General features: G+C 66.7%; 15 protein-coding genes. 8 read left to right on the forward strand and 7 right to left on the reverse strand.

Features of this window, described 5'->3' with window-relative positions:
* Nucleotides 1-339: aldehyde-activating protein (locus tag GEV05_26490; GenBank protein ID MPZ46869.1), on the forward strand; the 339-nt coding region annotated here is incomplete at its 5' end.
* A gap of 128 nt (nt 340-467) precedes the next feature.
* Here the strand turns inward: GEV05_26490 and GEV05_26495 are convergent.
* Nucleotides 468-1697, reverse strand: coding sequence for an MFS transporter (locus tag GEV05_26495; protein MPZ46870.1), 1230 nt, complete (start codon nt 1695-1697; stop codon nt 468-470).
* 54 nt (nt 1698-1751) lie between these two features.
* The gene (locus GEV05_26500; GenBank protein ID MPZ46871.1) at nt 1752-3575 is read right to left on the reverse strand and encodes a thiamine pyrophosphate-binding protein; all 1824 of its coding nucleotides are present in this window, start codon (nt 3573-3575) and stop codon (nt 1752-1754) included.
* A gap of 195 nt (nt 3576-3770) precedes the next feature.
* On the opposite strand from GEV05_26500, the gene GEV05_26505 reads away from it, so the two are divergent.
* A complete protein-coding gene (locus GEV05_26505; GenBank protein MPZ46872.1) occupies nt 3771-4088 on the forward strand; it encodes a hypothetical protein in 318 nt (105 codons plus the stop codon).
* A 176-nt stretch (nt 4089-4264) separates the two neighbouring features.
* Here GEV05_26505 and GEV05_26510 read toward each other — a convergent pair whose 3' ends face one another.
* Nucleotides 4265-5242 carry a D-2-hydroxyacid dehydrogenase family protein gene (locus GEV05_26510; GenBank protein ID MPZ46873.1) on the reverse strand — a complete coding sequence of 326 codons (978 nt, stop codon included), beginning with the start codon at nt 5240-5242 and terminating at the stop codon, nt 4265-4267.
* 231 nt (nt 5243-5473) lie between these two features.
* On the opposite strand from GEV05_26510, the gene GEV05_26515 reads away from it, so the two are divergent.
* Entirely contained in the window at nt 5474-6226 is a 753-nt protein-coding gene (locus tag GEV05_26515) for a peptidase E (protein MPZ46874.1), read from the forward strand.
* Nucleotides 6227-6253: 27 nt separating this feature from the next.
* Here the strand turns inward: GEV05_26515 and GEV05_26520 are convergent, their stop codons facing one another.
* The 3 genes from GEV05_26520 to GEV05_26530 all read right to left on the reverse strand — a co-directional run bounded on the left by GEV05_26520 (nt 6254) and on the right by GEV05_26530 (nt 9227).
* Nucleotides 6254-7135 (reverse strand): DUF1932 domain-containing protein, encoded by an 882-nt coding sequence (locus tag GEV05_26520; protein ID MPZ46875.1) that lies wholly within the window; start codon nt 7133-7135, stop codon nt 6254-6256.
* Nucleotides 7136-7460: 325 nt separating this feature from the next.
* The gene (locus GEV05_26525) at nt 7461-8252 is read right to left on the reverse strand and encodes a DUF3014 domain-containing protein (GenBank protein MPZ46876.1); all 792 of its coding nucleotides are present in this window, start codon (nt 8250-8252) and stop codon (nt 7461-7463) included.
* Nucleotides 8253-8432: 180 nt separating this feature from the next.
* Complete coding sequence (locus tag GEV05_26530) at nt 8433-9227, reverse strand: SDR family oxidoreductase (GenBank protein MPZ46877.1); 795 nt, start codon at nt 9225-9227, stop codon at nt 8433-8435.
* A 216-nt stretch (nt 9228-9443) separates the two neighbouring features.
* Here GEV05_26530 and GEV05_26535 point away from each other — a divergent pair, with 216 nt between their 5' ends.
* The gene (locus GEV05_26535) at nt 9444-10250 is read left to right on the forward strand and encodes an NAD-binding protein (protein MPZ46878.1); all 807 of its coding nucleotides are present in this window, start codon (nt 9444-9446) and stop codon (nt 10248-10250) included.
* Here the strand turns inward: GEV05_26535 and GEV05_26540 are convergent.
* Nucleotides 10084-11388 carry an FAD-dependent oxidoreductase gene (locus tag GEV05_26540; protein MPZ46879.1) on the reverse strand — a complete coding sequence of 435 codons (1305 nt, stop codon included), beginning with the start codon at nt 11386-11388 and terminating at the stop codon, nt 10084-10086. The genes GEV05_26535 and GEV05_26540 overlap by 167 nt on opposite strands.
* 187 nt (nt 11389-11575) lie before the next feature.
* Here GEV05_26540 and GEV05_26545 point away from each other — a divergent pair, with 187 nt between their 5' ends.
* The 4 genes from GEV05_26545 to GEV05_26560 form a co-directional block, all read left to right on the forward strand.
* The gene (locus GEV05_26545; protein ID MPZ46880.1) at nt 11576-12556 is read left to right on the forward strand and encodes a D-2-hydroxyacid dehydrogenase family protein; all 981 of its coding nucleotides are present in this window, start codon (nt 11576-11578) and stop codon (nt 12554-12556) included.
* 133 nt (nt 12557-12689) lie between these two features.
* On the forward strand, nt 12690-13178 hold the full coding sequence (locus GEV05_26550; GenBank protein ID MPZ46881.1) for a hypothetical protein: 489 nt from the start codon (nt 12690-12692) through the stop codon (nt 13176-13178).
* A 509-nt stretch (nt 13179-13687) separates the two neighbouring features.
* Entirely contained in the window at nt 13688-14137 is a 450-nt protein-coding gene (locus tag GEV05_26555; protein ID MPZ46882.1) for a YaiI/YqxD family protein, read from the forward strand.
* 134 nt (nt 14138-14271) lie between these two features.
* Nucleotides 14272-15302: GMP reductase (locus tag GEV05_26560; GenBank protein ID MPZ46883.1), on the forward strand; the 1031-nt coding region annotated here is incomplete at its 3' end.

Here is a 15302-nt window from a genome sequence, read left to right on the forward strand (position 1 = left end):
GCCTTCCGCTACTGCCACTGCAGCCGCTGCCAGAAGGCGAGCGGGAGCGCGCACGCGGCCAACGTGTTCGTCCCCGAGACACAGTTTCGCTGGCTCGCCGGCGAAGCGTCGGTGCAGCGTTTCGATCTGCCCGGCGCCAAGCGCTTCGCTGTCTCGTTCTGCCCCAAATGCGGTACGCGCGTGCCGCACAAGGTCGCCACTACGGCCAACATGTTGATTCCCGCCGGCGTGCTGGATGGGGATCCCGAGGCGCGGCCGGAGATGAGCATCTTCTGGAAGTCGAAAGCGGCCTGGTATGTGCCGCCTGCCGACACGCCCACGCACGACGAATACGGCTGAGCGCCGAAGCGCGCTGTCATTTGCCTGCGCGACACTCGCGCGAGCACGCATCGCGTCGATTGCCGTTTACAGGTGGTGCCGCTACAGCGCGGCCGTCCCAAACACCTGAAAGAATTTGCGGGCTCGGCTCAGCTGCCCTTGCCGCGCCACGAGCGCGCCAACAACGCGCCGCCGGCGAGAATCGCCGCGACGATCCAGAATACGCTGGCGAGACCCAATGCGGAACCGACCGCGCCGGCCACGATCGGCCCGCCGACGCGCACCAGGTTGTTGGCGGTCAGGCGCAGTCCCAGCGTCTGCCCGGAGCGTCCCTCGGTGGAGTTGGCGAACATGAGAATCACGGTGAGCGGAATGCCGATGCCCATGCCGAGACCGAACACGAAGGCAATGACACCGAGCACGACGGCGCTGGTCGAAAACGGCACCAGCGCGTAGCCGATGGCCCCCATGATGAAGACCGAGATGAGCAACGTGCGCCCGGGAACCTGCTTCACCAGCCGGGCGAGAAACAGGCGCACCACGAACGCCGCGATGGCAAGCGTCGCGAGCACCGCGCCGATGGCCGAGGCCGACAGGCCGATCGAGTGCGCATAGATCGGCAGATAGAACTGGAACAGGTCGTAGCCGAGCTGCACCATGCCGCTGATGACGAGCATGTAGACGACCTCGCGGTCGATCAGGCGCGGGCCAGGTCCGGTTTCACGCGCGGTCCGCGTTTTGCCCGGCGGAAAGAGCCGCCCCCATGCGAGCAGCAACAACACGGCGACGAACGACTGCGATGCCGCAACCAGGCTGGCCGCGGCATGGCCGAGCGTGTCGATCGAAAATCCCGCTATCATCGGCCCGACGAAATTGGTCATCGCGCCGGCCAGGCTGAAGTTGCTGAAATTGCGCGCCCGGTCTTCCGGCGCGCTCAGCTCGCCCACCAGGTATTGCAGCGTGACGTGGAAGAACGCGAGCGCCAGGCCGTTCAACGTCGCTGCAACAAATAGCGCGGGCAGCGTGGGAAAGAAGAACGGCAGCGTGAGCGAGAGCGCGCCGCAGACCGAGCCGAACATCATCAGCGGACGCCCGCCCATGCGATCGGCCGCGATGCCGATCGGCCAGGACAAGAGCAACGGGAACAGGAACAGCAACCCGCCCAGGACGCCGACGGCCGAGGCCGGTGCGCCGAGCTCGAGCGCGTAGAGCGTGAGCACGACACGCGCCGCCGCCGTGCCGACGAAATTGAAGAAGGTCAGCGCAAGCGCGAGGTAGATCGCCGCGTGCTGTCGATTCAACGTGGCGAGTGGCAATGGCGTATCAGCCCATCGCGCGGCGACAACGGCTCCGTCATTCCCGTGAAAGCGGGAATCCAGGGTGCATGAACGTTTCCGACTTCCCGCGCTCGCGGGAACGACGGACTCGCAGCCTCACTGCCCGAAGCCGGGCGTGTATTGCTGCCCGATTCCCGGTTGGCTGCGTCCCAGGCTCGGCAGCTCCCAGATTCCGGCGCCAGCGGGATTCGACTCGGCGCCGATATTGGCGTCGATGAGATACGGCCGGCCGGTGGCGATGCCGGCCTTGATGGCTTCGTTCAGGTCGGCCGCCCGGTCCACGCGCACGCCTTCGATGCCGGCCGAGCGTGCCATCGCGGCGAAATCCGGGTTGTAGGGCTCGCCGGTCTCGGGATGACGGAAGTCGGTCGCGAGCTCGCGACCGCCGAGGTAGCCGCGCTGCAGGCCGCGGATCGATGCGTAGGCATAGTTGTTCCAGACCACCCAGACCACGGGAATGGAATACTCGAACGCCGTGCCGAGCACGCTCGCATGCATGAAGAACGCGCCGTCGCCGCACACCGAGACGCACGGCCGATCGGGCGCCGCGAGCTTCGCACCCAGCACCCCGGCCACGCCGAAGCCCATCGGCCCGAACCCCATCGAGCCGATCAGCGAATCGGGCCGTCGCGGCTGGCAGAACTGCAGCAGCCAGTTGTGATGCACGCCGATGTCGCTGACGAGGATCGCGTCCTGCGGCAGCGCCTGATCGATTTCGTGCGCGGCGCGCTGCGGATGGATGGGCGTCGTATCGGCCTGGAAGCCGGGCGCGATGAACGCGTTCCACTCCTTGCGATAACCGTCGATGGTCTCGAGCCACGCGAGCCGCGGCTGCGGAATCTTCGCGCCCTTGCGCGCATCGAGCTCGCCGATGAGCTGGCGCAGGAAGGTACGCACGTCTGCCATCACCCCCAGCGCCACCGGGTAGTTGCGGCCGATCTCCTCCGGATCGATATCGACGTGAATGAGACGGGTCGGCGGTATGGTGAACGAATAGCCGGGAATCCACGAGCTCGAGGTGCGATCGTCGAAGCGCACGCCGAGCGCGAGCAGCACGTCGGCCTGGCGCGCGGCGTGGTTCGCCTGGTAAGCGCCGTTGCGCGCGATCAGGCCCAGCGCCAGCGGATGACGCGAATCGATCGCGCCGGCGCCGCTCGCGGACCACGCCACCGGAATCTTCAGGCGCTCCGCCAATTGCAGCAATTCGCCGGTCGCCTTGCCATAGCGCACGCCCTGGCCAACCAGGATGACCGGCCGCTCGGCGGCGAGCAGCATCCCGAGCGCGCGGCCGAGCGCCTCGGGGCTGGCACCGGCACGACAATCGATGTTCGCGCTCCACGCTTCCGGCAAGGGCGTGCCGTCGCTGCACGGCTCCTTGAAGATGTCGAAGGGCACGTCGAGCACGACGGGACCGGGACGGCCGGTGACCATCGTCTTCCACGCCTGCCGGGTCTGGAGCGCGACCTGCTCGGGGCGTGTCGGTTGATAGACGCGCTTGCAGTACGCGCGCACGGTGGAAGGGAAATCGGCCTGGAAGTGCCGGTAGGTTTCCTGGAACGCGCCACGATTGAACTGGGTGGTCGGCACGTTGCCGGTGATGGCGAGAAACGGGACCGAATCGAAGAACGCGTTGGCGAGCGCGATCGGCAGGTTGGCCGAACCGGGGCCGCACGAGGTGAACGTGGCGCAAGGCTGCCCCGAGACGCGATAGAACACGTCGGCCATGAATCCGCACACCGTTTCATGGTGCACCGAAACGGTCTTGATCGCTTCGGCGCGTGCGTACAGCGAATCGATGAAGCCGATGTTGCCGTGACCGCAGAGCCCGAAGATATAGGGCACCTCCTCGCGGATGAGATAGTCGACGATCAGATCGGCGCCGGTCTGCTCGGCCGGAGCGGCCGCATGGGCGGAATCCAAAGGGCTGGTCACTGCGTTCTTCTCCTGTAGGCTTTCGTGCCACCTGAATCGATCGAAGCCTGTGACTATGCCACGGAATCACGGCTCCCCCAAGCCGAAGCCGATCCGCATTCGAAGTGGCAGGCACTGCAAGGCCTGCTGGCCTGCCCGTGGCCCACGCTATACTGCGCCGCTAACACGGAGGAGGTACACAAGATGTCGAGGTTTCGCATTGCAGTTGGATTGCTGGGCTTCGCCTGCGCCGCATCGGCCGCAGGCGCCGATCTGGGAAGCAAGCCGTTTCGCGTGATCGTTCCGTTCACGCCCGGAAGCGGCAGCGATACCCTCGGGCGCTTGTTCGCACCCAAGATCGGTGAAGCATTCAGCCAGCAGGTGGTCGTCGACAATCGTGCCGGCGCGGGCAGCACCATCGGCACGGCGCTGGTCGGAGCCGCCACGCCCGACGGGCACACGCTGCTGGTCACCTCGTCCGGATTCGCCGGCAGCGCCTCGATCTATCCCAAGCTGCCTTAATCAACGACAAGATCGTCGCCATGGGCGGTCGCACGAAATGGACCCCGCCGGAGGATTTCGATCGCATGGTGCGCAAGGAAATCCAGACGCGCGCCAAAGTATTCGAGGCCGCCGGCGTGACGGCGCGGTAAGCACGGCCGGCGAGATCTGCCGGGTCTGCCGGCGAGGCCTCGCGCTCAGCGTCGGGCGAGCGCATCCGCATTGACGATGTCGATCGGCTTGCCGGCTGCAAACGCAGTCACGCGATCAAACGCGCCGCCCAGGTAGCGCTCGTAGGTATCCTGCTCGACGAAGCCGATATGCGGCGTGCATAGACAGTTGTCGCACTGGACCAGCGCATTGTTCGCGCCGTAGATCGGTTCTTCCTCGTAAACGTCGACGGCCGCTCTGCCTGGCCGGCCGTTACGCAACGCTTCGGCCAGCACCTCGTCGCCCACCAGCGCCCCGCGGCTCACGTTCACGAACAGCGCGGTGGGCTTCATGCGCGCGAGATCCTGAGCCGTGACGATGCCACGCGAATCGGCTCGCAGCGGCATGTGCAACGTCACGATGTCGGCCGTTTCGAAGAATTCCTCGCGCGTCGCCGGAACTTCGTAACCCGCGGCGCGCGCACGTGCCGTCGAACCGTCGCGACCCCAGCAGATGACGCGCATGCCGAAGGCACGCCCGACCGCCGCGACGATCGATCCGATATTGCCGAACGCGTAGATCCCCAGCGTGCGGCCGTGCACTTCCAGACCGACCGTGGTCTGCCATCCGCCCGCGCGCAGCCCGTTCACTTCCTGCGGCAGATGACGCAGCGAAGCCAGGATCAGCGCCCAGGCGAGCTCCGCCGGAGCGTGGTAATTGGTCTTACCCGCTGCGCCCACCGCGATACCGCGCTCGCTGCAGGCTTCGACGTCGATATGCCCCACCCACGAGCCGGTCTGGCTCACGATGCGCACCGACTCGGGTAGTTTGTCGACGATCTCGCGCGTGAGACGCAGCCGCTGCTGGATGAGCACGATCGCTTCACAACCGCGAAGTCGTTGTGCCAGCGTGTCCGGATCGCGCACGTGATCGGTGAACGTCGTCACCTCGTGCCCGGCGAGCCGTGAGAAGGCTCGCAGGCTGCGTGCGGCATTTTGGTAGTCATCGAGAATGGCGATTCTCATCGTTCGTTTCTCCCTCATTGGTGTTTCAGTCGATGGTCTCGCCCGCCGGACGACCGGAGCGAGCGCGAGTCTGCACGCTCGGCGAAACCTCCGCAAGGCGTATCAATCAGAGTGCACGTCGAGGTGCGCCCGGCGAGCGCTGCGCTATCATGCGAACGAATCGATCGACGATTGCTGGTTGCTCAGCGCGCATCGATCGCGATTTCCGTGCAACGGACCTTTCGAGGATGCATGCGGCGCATCGTTGCAATCGGCGGCGGCGGATTCATGATGGAAGACGGTCCGTCGTTGCTGGACGACTACGTGGTCAGCCTGGCCGCGGCCCGACGGCCGCGGATCTGCTTCCTGCCCACCGCGAGCGGCGATGCCGAGGATGCGCTGCAGAGGTTCTATCGGGCGTTCGCCCGCTATCCTGCGGAGCTTTCGCATCTCGCGTTCTTCCGCAAGCCGCGCCCGGGTGCGATCCCGGCCGCTGGATTCGAGCGTGCGCTCGCCGAGCAGGATGCGATCTACGTGGGCGGGGGCAATACGCGCAGCATGCTGGCGGTCTGGCGCGAATGGGGTGTGCCGCAGGCGCTGCGCAACGCCGCGGCCAACGGCGCGGTGCTCGCCGGCGTCAGCGCCGGAGCGATCTGCTGGTTCGAGTGGGGCGCGTCGGATTCGGCGGCGCCCGGAACGCAGAGCGCGCCGTTGCGCTGCCTCGGGTTCGTGAAGGGCAGCTGCTCGCCGCACTGGGGCGGCGAAGTACACCGCCGGCGTGAATTCCACGCCATGGTGCGCCGGGGCGACATGCCCGCGGGCTATGGGGTGAGCGACGGCGCCGCGCTGCTGTTCGAGGACGGCCGCCTCGCCGAAGCGGTCGCCGCCGCGCCTGCTGCGGGTGCATTTCGTGTCGAATGCGCCGGCGACCGGCTGTGCGAGACGTCGCTTGCCATGCGTCGTCTCGCGCCGGCACCGAGCACGTCGGCGCGGCGCTCGGGTTGACGCCGCCCTGTCGGACTGCGCGCTCGGCTACTTCCGCGGCGTGTCGGCCAGTTGCTTGATGACGTCCTTGCCGGTGCGGGACTTGTCGCGGCTCTCCGGCGTCTCGCGTCCCAGCGGCGTAGCGGCGACGAGCTCGAACATATCGGCTTCGCCCTGAAAGATGCGCGGCGTCATGCCCACGCCTTCGAACGTGCGCGCGATCTCGAGCATCTCCGGCACCCAGCGATAAGCCTTGGACGGCAGCAGCGGCAGGGCGTTGAGCAGCCCGTTGTACGCCTCCGCACGCGAGCTGAGGAGCTGCTTCTCGAGCTCGTCGTAAACGCCGAGCCGCTGCGCCGCCATGAGCGTCTCGAGCATCAGTCCCTGCGTGCCTTTGTTGAACGCGCCGTAGCACATCTTCACCGCGCTGGCGTCGCCGAACCGCTCACCCAGCACGTGCACGAGCAGTTGCTCGTTGGCGAGTTGCGCCAGGTCCGCGGCGCCGGTGCCGGCGACGTAGAGGTTCACCTTGGACTTTCCGCGCGGCGGAGGGCCGATCAGGCCGCCATCCAGGCAGCGCGCCCCGGCAGACTTGAGCGCCGCCTCGATGTCGCGCATCGTGTCCGGCGCGACCGCGTTGCAGTCGATGAATACGGGCTTGTGCGCCTGGGTGCGGATCGCTTCGGCCGCCTCGCGCGCGAACTCCAATGCCGCCCCGGGGTTCATGACCGACATAACGAGATCGCACTCGGCGGTCATGCGGGCAATCGAGCCGAGGTCGGTGAGCCCGACCTCCGCCGCCATCTTGCGGCTGCGCTCGCTGCGTTTCTCGAGCGCCGTGCAGACTGTGAAGCCTTTGTTCTTGAGCTGCATGGCCACCGCCTGGCCCATGTCGCCGGGGGTCATGAATCCGATGCGTTCGATCTTCATGCATCACCTTTCGCGCTGGTGTGTGTGGAATGATGCTGCATGCGGCTTACCGGCAAGCAGCGCGGCCGCAGTATGTCATCCCGGCGGTGTACGGCAAAGCCCCAACGCCTGGCTCGACGCCCGCAGGCGATCATGCATGGCTCGGGAGAGACGGCACGATACGCCCATCGCGGCTTGCGCCCTGGAACCTCGCGTGCCGTCTCTTCCCTCACCCCCCAGCCCCTCTCCCGGGGGGAGAGGGGAGCGTCGTGTGCCCGCCAGGCGGGCAGGTTCCTGGGTAGAGCATTCGCTCCGATTCGGGCCGGCCCGGCGAAAATATCCGGGCTTAGCCGGGCGGCGGGGGTGGAGCGGCGACCAGCTCGCGCCGGATCGCGCGCAGCTTCTCCTTGACGATCGCGGCGTTGGCATTGCCAATGCGCATCAGGAGCTTCTGCCCGGCCGAGCGCGCTTCCAGCTCCGGATCGGCGTACCGGTACATCACCTCGGGCTGGACCAGCCGGACCGGCGCCTGCACCGGTGGGGTGACGAGCAGGTGGTCGATCACGGCGACCAGGCGATCGTTGAAGTAGCCATTCGGATAGCCGAGCTCCTGGTAGGCCTGCTGGAACAGCGGGTAGTACTGGACGTAGAGCGCGACCACCCGCGCTGGATCGACCGCTTCCAGCACGCGCATGTATGCCGCATAGCGCATGCTGTTTTCAGGTTTCAAGCGGATGCCGTCGGTGTCGACCGCCGCCACGAACTTGCCCGGCGCGGTCTTCACCGGCAGCAGGCGCAGCGGAATCTTGGGGGTGGTGAGGCTGTCGACGGTGGCCACCACCCGGCGCACGAAATCCTCGAACACCGCTTTCTCGAGCCAGTTCGGCTCGGCGCCGACGCCCGATAGCGCCTCGCGCAGCTGCGCATCGCTCTGGTCGAGCGCCGGCAACGGCTTCGGCGTCGCGACGGGCGGTACCGGAAACTGGATCTTGGGTTGCGCCTCGCCTGCGGACGGCGCCGGCGGCTCGATGGCAGGCGGCGCGGGCGTGAGGATCGGCTGCGAGCGTTGCATCCAGATCCAGGCCGCGGCGATGGCGACTACGGCAATGATCGCCACCCAGCCGACGATTCGGGGCATGGCTATCCCTCCGGTCGGTTGCGAGAGAGCAAGATTACTCCAGCGCGGCAGCGGCGCTCACCCGAGCACGCGCGTACGGTGCCAGAAGGGCTCGGCCTCTTTACCATCGGCGCTCGAGACGCCCGCCGCCCAGGTTGGAAAAAGGGGCCAGGCTCCGGGCCAGGCCCCTTTTTCCTGTCGTCACCATAGGCTCTTCAGGCGGCCGCCGTCAAGATTCAGCGACACCCCGGTGATGTAGCTCGCGCGCTCGGAGCACAGGAATACGATCGCGTTGGCGAGCTCCTCGGGCTTGCCGAAGCGATTGACTGCGTTCTTGCGTGCGGCCAGGCGCCGGGCCTCGTCCTCGCTCTGGGCGCCGAGCTCGGCGGCGAGCCCTTGCGCGTTGCGCCGCCACAGGTTGGTGTCGACCCAGCCCGGACAGACGGCGTTCACCAGCACGTTGTCTTCGCCGAACTCGGTCGACAGCGACTTGGTGATGTTGAGCAGCCCGCTGTTGGTGATGCCGCTGCCGAACATGTACGGGTCGGGCTCCTTGCCGGCGCCGCCGATAAGATTGACGATGCGGCCCCAGCCGTGCGCCTTCATCATCGGATGGACCAGCCGGATCGCGCGCAGGAAGCCGAAAATCTTGGTCTCGAACTGCTCCTTGAGACCCGCATCGGTCATCGCGGCGAAGCGGCCCGAGTACATCTGGCCCGCGTTGTTCACCAGGATGTCGATCTTGCCGAAGCGGTCCTTGGCCGCATCGACCAGGCGCACGATGTCGTCTTCCTGCATCGTGTCGGCCACCACCGCGTGAATGTCGCCGCCGGTGGCCTGCGCCAGCTCGGCGCGCGTGCGCTCCAGGCTTTCCGGGTTGCGCCCGCAGATCATGACGCGCACGCCTTCTTCCAGGAACTGGCGTGCCGTCTCGCGACCGATGCCGCGACTGCCGCCGGTCACCAGCGCTGCCCTGCCTTTGATGCCGAGATTCATGATCTACCTCATGCCAGTGTCGCCCCGAGGAGAAAACAATCGGCTTGCGACAGTTGTGTGCCCCCTCTTCCCTCTCCTGGAGCGTGAGGGGAGCGTCGCGTGCCCACTGATGCGGGCAGATTCCTGGCCAGGGGCCGGGCGAGGGAGGCCTCCAAACATTGTAGCCCGCGCGACCGATAGGCCAAAATCGGGCGCTCACGCACGCCGGAGGGATCGATGCGCATCGGATTCATCGGATTGGGGCAGATGGGGCGCGAAATGGCCCGGCGCCTGCTCGACTCGGGCCATGACCTGATCGCGTGGAACCGCTCGCCTGGTCCGTCCGAGGCCTTGCGAGATCACGGCGCCAGCATCGCAGCGCGCATCGAAGAGACCCTGCAGGCCGAGATCGTCATCAGCATGCTGGCCGACGATCACGCGGTGCAAGCGGTCTGGATCGAGCAGGGCCTGGTCGAGCGCCTGCCGCCGGCCTGCCTGCATCTCAACATGGCGAGCATCGGGCTCGACCTGGGACGCCGGCTCGGCGCAGCGCATGCCGCGCGCGGCTGCGGCTATGTCGCGGCCCCGGTATTCGGCCGGCCGGAGGTCGCCCTGAAGGGCGAGCTCGATATCGTCGCGGCCGGCGCCGCGGACGCGCTCGAGCGCTGCGCGCCGCTCTTCCAGGCGCTCGGGCGGCGCTGGTTCAAGGTCGGCTTCGAACCCCACCAGGCCAACATCGTGAAGATCGCGCGCAACTTCATGCTCGCCGCGATCATCGAAAGTCTCGGCGAGGCGTTCGCGCTGGTGGAGAAGAACGGCGTCGCCCCCGGCGCGTTTCTCGACATCATCACGGCCACTTCGATGAGCGCGCCGGCGTTCAGGAACTACGGCCGCATGATGCTGGAGCGGCCGGCCGAGCCGACCTTTCCATTGCGCGCAGGAAGTCGAACGCCACTTCGGGCTCGCGGCCCTCGATCAGGTCCAGTAACGCACGCCCGGAGCCGCACGCGAGCGTCCAGCCGAGCGTGCCGTGGCCGGTGTTGAGAAAAAGCTTGCGCAAGCGCGTGCCGCCGATCAGGGGCAGGTTTCCCGGTGTGGCGGGGCGCAGGCCCGCCCAGAACTGCGCATCGGCGGCGTCGAACGCTCCGGGAAAGAGCTCGGCAGCACGGCGCAAAATGGCCTCGCAACGGCGCCGATCGATGGCGGTATCGTAGCCGCTGAATTCGGCGGTGCCGGCGATGCGCAGCCGCTCGCCCAGGCGCGAGGCGACGATCTTGAGCGACTCGTCGATCAGGCTCACGCGCGGCGCGCGCTCGGGCTCGACGATTGGCACCGTCACCGAATAGCCTTTCGCCGGATAGACGGGGATGCGCAGTCCGAGCGGACGCAGCAACAGCGGGCTATAGCTTCCCAGCGCGACGACATAAGCATCGGCCACGATGCGATCGGGCGCCGAACCGCGGCGCACGCGCACCGCTTCGATCGCGCCGCCCGCATGCTCGATCGACTCGACCGACGTGTCGAACACGAAGCGAACCCCTTGCGCGCGCGCCAGCTCCGCCAGCCGCTGGGTGAACACGTGCGCGTCGCCCGATTGGTCCGAAGGCGTGAAGGTCGCACCGACCAGCGTATCCGCGATCGGCGCAAGCGCCGGCTCGATCGCCAGACATTCGGCCGGCGTCTTCAACACCAGGTCCGAGCCGTGTGAGCGCATCAGCTCCGCGGTGCGCATTGCGTGCTGGTAGCTCGCGCGGTCGGTGAAGAAATGCAGGATGCCGAGCTCCAGCTGATCGTTCTCGATGCCGGTCTCGCGGCGCAGGCGATTGAGCTGGTCGCGGCTATAGAGGCCGAGCTTCACCAGCTGCCCGGTGTTGTGCCGAGCGCGCGAGGGCCAGCACTCGCGCAGGAACTGCAAGCCCCAGCGCCATTGCGCCGGATCCAGGCGCAGGCGAAACAGCAGCGGCGCATCGTGCCGAAAAAGCCAGCGCAGCACCTTGAGCGGCGCCGCCGGATTCGCCCACGGCTCGGCATGGCTGACCGAGATCTGGCCGCCGTTGGCGAAACTGGTTTCCAGGCCCGCGGCGCACTGGCGCTCGACCACGCTCACTTCGTGCCCGGCACGCTGCAAATACCAGGCGCTGGTCACGCCGATCACGCCGGCGCCGAGAATCAGGACCTTCAATCGTGTTTGTCGCGTGAGTGTTTCGTTTTGTTTCGCTACGTGTCCGAGGCGGGGCATTTCCCGGGTAGGCACCCGGGCGCAGCTATGCTACACCTCGCTCGTCCCTGGATGTCCTCGCGCGGCCTCGGCAATGCCGTAGCGCATGCTAGCATCGCCGTCTCGCGCTGGCCGCCGGCAGGGAAAGAACATGAAGCTCGCGATTCTCGACGACTATATGAACGTGGCGCTCGATTCCGCGGATTGGGAGGCGGTTCGCCGTCGCGGCGTCGATATCACGGTGTTCGATACCGCCTTCGGTTCGGTCGAGCAGGCAGCGGAAAAGCTGGCGCCGTTCGAGGTCGTCAACCTGCTGCGCGAACGCACCCACTTCACGCGCGCCCTGATCGAGCGGCTGCCGAATCTGAAGCTGATCGCGATGACGGGCCGGCGGGCGCCGAGCCTCGACATCGCCGCCGCAACCGAGCGGCGCATCCTCGTATGCAACACCCACGGCGGCGAAGGCGGCGCGTCCACTGCCGAAATGGCTTGGGCATTGCTGCTGGCCGGAGCGCGCGACCTGGCAAGAGCAGACCGCGGCGTGCGCAGCGGGCGCTGGCACGACGGCTTGCGGGCGGGCACAGTGCTGGAGGAACGCCGTCTCGGGCTGGTCGGGCTGGGGCGCCTCGGCAGCCGCATGGCGGGCTACGGCAAGGCGTTCGGCATGGACGTGGCCGCGTGGAGCCAGAACCTGACGCCCGAACGGGCGGCCGAGGCAGGCGCCCGCTACGTGAGCAAGGAAGAGCTCTTTTCGTCCTCCGACTTCATCAGCATCCACGTGGTGCTGAGCGAGCGGACACGCAAGCTGATCGGCGCGGCCGACTTTGCCCGCATGAAGCCCTCGGCGATCCTGGTGAACACCTCGCGCGGCCCGGTGCTGGACGAAGCCGCGCTGATCGACGCGCTCGAGCAGCGCCGCTTCGCCCATGCCGCGCTCGACGTCTACGAGCGCGAGCCGTTGCCGCCGGATCATCGGCTGCGAACGTTGGACAACGTGACGCTCGCTCCGCACCTGGGTTACGTCAATACCGATATCTTTCGTCACTTCTATGGCGAGTCGGTGAAGAACGTTCTCGCTTGGCTGGACGGGAAGCCGACCAATGTGCTCAACCCCGAAGCGCTGCCCGGGTAGGCGCGCGAATTCCACCGCGCCGCGCCGCGCCGAACTGCTACACTCCGCGGTCCATGCCGCCCGATTGCCGTGCCGAAATCCGTATGTAATATCGATAATCCAGACTGGACGATCCACGCGCAGGAGCTTTGCAATGAACGGCCGATTCGAAGTACTGACGCTGGGCGAAGCACAATGCCTGATCCGGTTTTCCGATTCCGACGACACGGTGCTGCTCGCCAGCAGCGCCATTCCAGACCTCGACCTGGCCGAGCGTACGATCGAGTGGCTGCGCTTGGCGCTGCAAAAAGATTGGCTGTACCAGATTGGCCGGGCCTACCAGGCCAACGGCCCGATGTTCACGCTCTCGGCCCCGTTCGGCGTGGTGTGCTCGAGCCCGCCCTTCACCTCGTCAGATAGCATGGAGCGAGCAGTCGCTTACATCAAGACCGCCGTGGTTGCAGCGCCGGTCTTGAAGCTTTCGGGCAGCAGGGAGGCCCGTATGCCGGCGCCATCGACGGCGAGCATGACCGGTTCGCAGGTCGAACCGGCCACGTCCTTTTCTCGCACGGCGCTGCAAAAGAAGCAGCCTCCCGCGCATACCGAATCCATGGCTGGACGCAGCGCCTCGCGCGAGCGCTAGGGCGTACCCGTCTATTTCTGCGTACGGATCGCGAGCTAGCCAAGCCAGAGTGTAAGCACCGTGCGCGAGCGCAATAGCAAGTTGCAATAGCCACGTTCGACCCCTCGTCGGCCCGAGCAACGCGTGCGTGAGCCAGTCGCCGAGCGCCTTCCCCGTGGCGGCACGACTTCGGCTCCCATAGACCCTCGTCGTGATAACGCTTGCCCGCGAGTGAGACTCGTACCCATGAGGCCGGCTTGCGTGGGCGCACGAGGAAGCGCCCTTTGGCTGGGCTTCGTCCGCCGGCTCGTCGCTCCATGTCGTCGTCGCCGAGAATGCGGACGCCGGCGAGCGTATCATCGTCACTGTTTATCGTCCCGACTCCAGCCAATGGGAGCGGTACGCTTCGTCAGCAGACCGTTGCCGAGATCGTCGACAGCCTGGAAAACGCGGGGACGATCGTCGTGCCCTATGCGGACAAGAGACGCATCCTGGAGTTCGCTGCTGCGCCGGTTGGCGCTTGAGAGCACATGCACATCTGGGTCGATGCCGATGCCTGTCCGGCCGTGATCAAGGACATCCTGTTCCGCGCGGCCGAGCGCGAACAGGTATCCATGACGCTGGTTGCCAACAAGCTGCTGCGAACGCCGCCGTCGAAATTCATCCGTTCGATCCAAGTGCCGCGCGGTTTCGATGTGGCCGACGCCGAAATCGCCCAGCGCCTCGCGCCCGGCGATCTGGTGATCACCGCCGATGTGCCGTTGGCTGCCGATGTGATCGCCCGCGGCGGCCATGCGATCAATCCGCGCGGCGAGCTGTACACTCCGGACACGATCGGCGAGCGCCTCGCGCTGCGAGACTTCCTCGACCAGTTGCGATCGAGCGGCACGCAGACCGCGGGACCCGCGCCGCTCGATCATGCCGATCGCAAGCGATTCGCCGACCAGCTCGACCGCTTCCTGCGCAAGGAGCACAAGTGAGCAGCCGGGTCGCAGGGAAGACGCGGGGCGTAGCGGTGCATCGGTGCGAGGTCGACCAAGTATTTTGTGGCGACCGCAGCGGTCTGGTCCGCTCGATGCATGCAGACTGCACTCGGAACTGAAGGAGCGGCGCAATGCACATTGAGCAGACGCTCAAGCTCGACTACAACGACGTGTTGATCCGGCCCAAGCGCTCGGCGCTGCCGTCGCGCGCCGAGGTCGACATCCAGCGCGAGTTCGTCTTCAAACACTCGGGTCACCGCTACAAGGACATCCCGATCGTCGCCTCCAACATGGACACCGTGGGCACGATCGGAATGGCCGATGCGCTGGCGCCGCTGGGCCTGTCGGTCGCGCTGCACAAGTACTACGGCATTGAAACGCTGGTCGAATTCTTCACGACCCGTGGCGCGCAGTGCCCGCATTTCTACTCGATGGGCATCACCAAGGCCGATCACGACAAGTTCGAGCGCGTTCTCGCGCGCGCGGGCGATACGCTGCGCAACGTCTGCATCGACGTGGCCAACGGCTACAGCGAGAACTTCGTGCGCTTCGTGGAAGCGTTCCGGCGCGAGCATCCGGCGCTCACGCTCATGGCCGGCAACGTGGTCACCGGCGAGATGACCGAAGAGCTCATTCTCTCGGGCGCGGACATCGTCAAGGTCGGCATCGGGCCCGGTTCGGTGTGTACGACGCGCATCACCACCGGGGTCGGCTATCCGCAGCTCTCGGCGGTAATCGAATGCGCCGATGCCGCACATGGCCTGAACGGCCTGATCTGTGCCGATGGCGGTTGCACCGTGCCGGGCGACATCGCCAAGGCATTCGGCGGCGGGGCGGACTTCGTCATGCTGGGCGGCATGTTGGCCGGCCACGACGAAAGCACGGGAGATGTAGTCGAGCGTGAAGGCAAGCGCTACCAGCGCTTCTACGGCATGAGCTCGGAGGCCGCGATGACGAAGCACGCGGGCGGCGTGGCGGACTACCGCGCGGCCGAAGGCAAGGAAGTGCTGATCGAGTGCCGCGGCCCCGTGACCGCAACCGTGCAGCACATCCTGGGCGGGGTGCGCTCGGCGTGCACTTATGTCGGCGCGCGCCGGCTGAAGGAGCTCACCAAGCGCACGACCTTCGTTCGCGTGCGCGCACAGGCAAACGACATCTTCGG

It is taken from the genome of Betaproteobacteria bacterium (genome assembly GCA_009377585.1).
GTDB lineage: Bacteria > Pseudomonadota > Gammaproteobacteria > Burkholderiales > WYBJ01 > WYBJ01.

Excerpts from the sequence above, each read along its gene's own strand:
- GEV05_26530 (MPZ46877.1), bottom strand. The coding sequence starts at position 9,227 with ATGAATCTCGGCATCAAAGGCAGGGCAGCGCTGGTGACCGGCGGCAGT.
- GEV05_26505 (MPZ46872.1), top strand. The coding sequence starts at position 3,771 with ATGTCGAGGTTTCGCATTGCAGTTGGATTGCTGGGCTTCGCCTGCGCC.
- GEV05_26545 (MPZ46880.1), top strand. The coding sequence starts at position 11,576 with ATGAAGCTCGCGATTCTCGACGACTATATGAACGTGGCGCTCGATTCC.
- GEV05_26535 (MPZ46878.1), top strand. The coding sequence starts at position 9,444 with ATGCGCATCGGATTCATCGGATTGGGGCAGATGGGGCGCGAAATGGCC.
- GEV05_26525 (MPZ46876.1), bottom strand. The coding sequence starts at position 8,252 with ATGCCCCGAATCGTCGGCTGGGTGGCGATCATTGCCGTAGTCGCCATC.
- GEV05_26550 (MPZ46881.1), top strand. The coding sequence starts at position 12,690 with ATGAACGGCCGATTCGAAGTACTGACGCTGGGCGAAGCACAATGCCTG.
- GEV05_26555 (MPZ46882.1), top strand. The coding sequence starts at position 13,688 with ATGCACATCTGGGTCGATGCCGATGCCTGTCCGGCCGTGATCAAGGAC.
- GEV05_26510 (MPZ46873.1), bottom strand. The coding sequence starts at position 5,242 with ATGAGAATCGCCATTCTCGATGACTACCAAAATGCCGCACGCAGCCTG.
- GEV05_26515 (MPZ46874.1), top strand. The coding sequence starts at position 5,474 with ATGCGGCGCATCGTTGCAATCGGCGGCGGCGGATTCATGATGGAAGAC.
- GEV05_26520 (MPZ46875.1), bottom strand. The coding sequence starts at position 7,135 with ATGAAGATCGAACGCATCGGATTCATGACCCCCGGCGACATGGGCCAG.